Origin of the sequence: Streptomyces lonarensis (assembly GCF_012033735.1) — a bacterium.
In the GTDB taxonomy this organism is placed as follows: Bacteria; Actinomycetota; Actinomycetes; order Streptomycetales; family Streptomycetaceae; genus Streptomyces; species Streptomyces lonarensis.
The window spans coordinates 1-3,992 of sequence record NZ_JAAVJD010000345.1 but is presented as its reverse complement, the minus strand read 5'-3'; the positions used below and the strand labels follow the sequence as shown (position 1 = coordinate 3,992).

Genomic DNA, 3,992 nt, shown 5'->3' with positions numbered 1-3,992 from the left:
CCGCAGGCCACGGCGCCGGCGGGGGGCGTCTCGGCGGCCCCGGTGGCAGCGGCCGCCGGGTCGAGGGCGGTGGTGCGGGGGGCGGCGGGGGCGGAGAGGCTGGGCATGACGTTTCTCCCGGGATCGCGGGGCGAGGGCGAGGACTACCGGCCGCGCGGCGCCCCGAGTCGCCCGCTGGGGAGCGAAGAGGGCGCGCGACGCGCTGCGGACGACCGCCGGACCACCGGCGTCCCGGACCCGGCCCGGCGCGTGCCCGGCGGGGCCGTCGGCATCGCGGACGGCACGGCGCGGGTGCGCGGGCGGAGAGGTGGGACGAGGGGGAGGGCTCCCGGCTGACCGGGGATCCGGAACGGGCGTCCTAACGCATTCGCTGGATCATGTGAACTCCTCGGCGACCGTGCTTGCCGTGAACCGGTGCTGTTCACGACCTGGTCATCACCCGGGGCACCCCGCCACGGTGGAGGGTTGCCGGACAGCCGGCCGGGGCCTTCTTCGCTGTCACTCGTGACCTGGCAGGCACGCTACCGCAGCACCGTCCGGCGGTCTCCTGCCCCTCCGTCTTGTCCCACATACTGAGACCTCGTGTCCGGCGCAACGGCCGCCCCGGTCGCCCCGCCCCGGCCCGGTCGCCCCGCGCCCTTCCCCGCCCCGCCCGCCGGCCCGCAGCGCCCGCCGTGCGGTCAGAAACCGTGCGGCAGCCAGGGGGCGACGTCCCAGCCGAACGCCGTCGTCGCCGGCGCCAGCGCGCCCGCCCGCAGTTCACGGACCCGCCCGGCGCGCGCCAACCCCGTCAGCGAGGTCCCGCCGAGGTAGGCGGCGCCCACCTCGCGCACCGACAGCGCCAGCTCCGCGGGGTCGGTGGTCCGCTCGCACACCGCCCCGGCCCGGTCGCCCGAGAGCCGCCAGCGCCCCTCGTTCCAGGGGCAGAACGGGTCCGCGACCTCCAGCACCACGTCCACCGGCGCGGCGTAGCGCCGGGCGGCGAGCGCCGCGCCCAACTCGACCGGCCGCAGGTACAGGTTGTCCCGCAGCTGGATGCCGCACCCCCGCACGTCGTTGACGGCGTACTGCCAGGCATCGTCCACCGGCCGGTCGAAGAAGGTGACCCGCGACGTCAGGTCGATCGAGAACAGGAAGCGCCACAGCGCCAGCTCGGTCGCTCCGTCGTCCGCGGCCAGCGAGCGCACCCGGACCGTGCCGGTCCCGTCGGCGTCCGAGACGCCGTAGCGGGCGTAGCCGACCGCGGCCCCGTCCCGCTCCGCCACCACGCACAGCTGCCCGACCGAGCCCGCGCCGACCCCGCCGGCCACCGTCTCCAGCCGCTCCCAGCCCGGCAACCGCTCCAGCATGCCCGGCCGTCGCTCGACCTGGCGGGCGTACACCTTCTCGGTCTCCGGAAGCGCCGCCACCGAGTCCACCAGTCGCAGCCGCAGGCCGTCCGCCTCCGCGCCGGCCGGCTCGGGCAGCCGCACCCGGCGGGTGTCGATGTCCGCGCGGACCCGCCCCGCCGCGGCCCCGTACCCGAAGCGTCCGTAGATGGCCGCCTCCGACGCGGTCAGCGCGGCCAGCGGCTCGCCGCCCTCGCGGACCTCCTCCAGATGGCGACGGATCATCGCCGTCAGCAGCCCGCGCCGCCGGTGCGTCGGCAGCACCCCCACCATGGTCAGCCCGGCCGTCGGCAGCACCGCCCCGCCCGGTACCGCCATCCGGAACGAGAACGCCGACAGTGTCCCCACGACCTGGCCGTCGTCCCAGGCCCCCAGGGAACGTTTGTGCTCCGTCAGATCGCGCCACAGCGCGCGCTGCTCGGCCAGTTCCACCTCGCCCGCGAAGGCGGTGTTCAGACACCGGTACCAGCGTTCCCAGTCAGCCGGGTCCAGCTCTTTCAGCTCTGTCGTCATGGGCCATGGCTACCAGTGGGCCCGACGGCCCGCCAGCGCTTTTTCCACCCGCACCGCACCGAAGCCGCCGCAATGGGGACGGGCCGGGAATCGACGCGGTCACCCGGGCTGGCTAGAGTCCAGAGCCATGGCAGGTCGAGGTTCGTCCCCCTCGGGGTTCCGCAGGTCGCGTACGCACAAGGCGATGCACCGGGCCCGTACTCTGCTACGCCGTTCGGCCGTCGACTACTTCCGCGGCGGCGGCTCCGACTGGGCGCCGCTGGTGGTGCTGCTGCTGTCCGTCCCGCTGCTCGCGGCGGCCACCCTCCGCTGGCCCGAGTGGTGCCCGCCGGAGACGCTGGTGCTGCCGCTCATCGCCGGCGGCATGGTGCTGCGCCCGGCGAGCCTGCTCGGCCTGTACGGCGCCACCGCCGTCGCGCTCGTCGCGGAGACCGCCATGCTCGACCACGGCCCGCGCGGCGAGGAGCCCGTCACCCCGGGCACCGTCCTCGTCGTCGGAGCGGTCGCGCTCTCCGCGCTGCTCGTCGCCCAGTTCCGCAGCCGGGTCGGCGTCCCCTGGCGGCGCGGCTCCACCATGCTGTTCGACCTGCGGGAACGTATCCGCGCCCAGAGCGCGCTGCCGCCGCTGCCGCGCGGCTGGCACCGCGAGATGTCGCTGCGTCCGGCGGGCGGGCAGTCCTTCTCCGGCGACTTCGTCGTCGCCGCCCGCACCGGCGAGGGCGGCCGCACCCTGGAGGCGGTGCTCACCGACGTCTCCGGCAAGGGCATGGACGCCGCGTCGCGGTCGCTGCTGCTCTCCGGTGCCTTCGGCGGCCTCCTCGGCTCGCTCCCGCCGCGCGACTTCCTGCCCGCTGCCAACGGCTACCTGCTGCGCCAGGAGTGGGACGAGGGCTTCGCCACCTCCGTCTACCTCGTTCTCGACCTCGACACCGGCGACTACCAGCTCTTCTCGGCCGGACACCTCCCCGGCGTGCAACTCGACGCCGGCCTCGGGCAGTGGCGCCGCGTCGCCGCCGAGGGCCCGTTGCTCGGCGTCTGGGCCGGGGCCGAGTTCGAACCCGTCCGCGGCCACCTCGGCCCCGGCGACGTGCTGATGCTCTTCACCGACGGACTGGTCGAGCGATCCGGCCGGGACCTCGACGACGGCGTCGACCGCCTCACCGGGGAGGCCGAACGGTACATCCCCACCGGGTTCCGCGGCGCGGCCTGGCACCTCATCGAGTCGCTGGCCAAGGACGTCAACGACGACCGGGCGCTACTGCTGATCTGCCGCGGCTGACCTCCGCCCGGTCGGGACCGGCCGCCACCCCCACATGGCTGTGACAGCGCGTGTCTGGCCGGTCACCCGTCAGGTGGATTCGTCCCCGGCTGCCCACGCGGGCCCGCCACGCCGCGCCCGCCTGCGGCGACGCGGCCCACGGGCCGTGCACGGGACGTCCGCCGATCGGCGGCCCCGCCCCCGCGCGGCGGATGCGCCGCCGCGCGTCCTGACGTTGGCTCAGCACCATGTGCTCCGTGATGCGACGTCAGCAGTCCGCCCACCACCGCGCCGCGCGCCTCGCCGGTTCGGTGCTCACCGGCGCGGTGCTCATCGGCACCGTCTCCGCCCTGGCCGCGCCGGCGGCGGCCGCCCACGGGGATCACGCCGACCACGGCCTCCCGGGGCAGCCCGACCCCGGTGGCGCCCCGCCGGGCGGGGAGGGCACGCGGCCGCCGCAGGACCCGTGGGCGGTGCTCGACTTCGAGGACGCGCCGCCCGATACCGCGCCCGCCACGGACGCCGGACCGGGGGACGGGCCGGTCCAGGACCCCGCCGCCGGGCCGGACGACGGCCCGGCAGGCGGCCCCGGCGCGACGGTGGACGCCGTGGCGGCACTCGCCGCCCGCGCCGAGTCGGCGGTGGTGCGCGCGGGCCGTATGCCCTTCGCCCCACCCTGGACCGTGCCGGCCGCCGACCCCGCGACGCCGCCGGCCGCGGACCGCCCGGCGGAGCCGCGGGACGCGGAACCCTGGAGCGGCGGTGCGGCGAGCAGCGCCGCGGAACCCGGTGGGGATGTACCGTTCGGCCTCCCCGGTGAGGCGGTCGACGCC

2 protein-coding genes, 1 pseudogene and 1 riboswitch are annotated in these 3,992 nt (G+C 76.6%); of the genes and pseudogenes, 2 read left to right on the top strand and 1 reads right to left on the bottom strand.

Annotated elements, in window-relative coordinates; translation table 11 throughout:
• Positions 1-392: 392 nt before the first annotated feature.
• Positions 393-510: riboswitch (SAM riboswitch) on the bottom strand.
• Between the two features lie 170 nt (positions 511-680).
• Positions 681-1,901: a GNAT family N-acetyltransferase gene (locus HCN56_RS24165; RefSeq protein WP_167974567.1), complete on the bottom strand. Its 1,221-nt coding sequence runs from the start codon at positions 1,899-1,901 to the stop codon at positions 681-683.
• A gap of 184 nt (positions 1,902-2,085) precedes the next feature.
• On the opposite strand from HCN56_RS24165, the gene HCN56_RS24160 reads away from it, so the two are divergent.
• Positions 2,086-3,180, top strand: coding sequence for a PP2C family protein-serine/threonine phosphatase (locus tag HCN56_RS24160; RefSeq protein ID WP_245246965.1), 1,095 nt, complete (start codon positions 2,086-2,088; stop codon positions 3,178-3,180).
• Positions 3,181-3,416: 236 nt separating this feature from the next.
• Positions 3,417-3,992, top strand: a pseudogene (locus tag HCN56_RS24155) (hypothetical protein); the annotation flags it as partial.

Coding starts and splice junctions, on each gene's coding strand:
- HCN56_RS24165 (WP_167974567.1), bottom strand. CDS start 1,901: ATGACGACAGAGCTGAAAGAGCTGGACCCGGCTGACTGGGAACGCTGG.
- HCN56_RS24160 (WP_245246965.1), top strand. CDS start 2,086: ATGCACCGGGCCCGTACTCTGCTACGCCGTTCGGCCGTCGACTACTTC.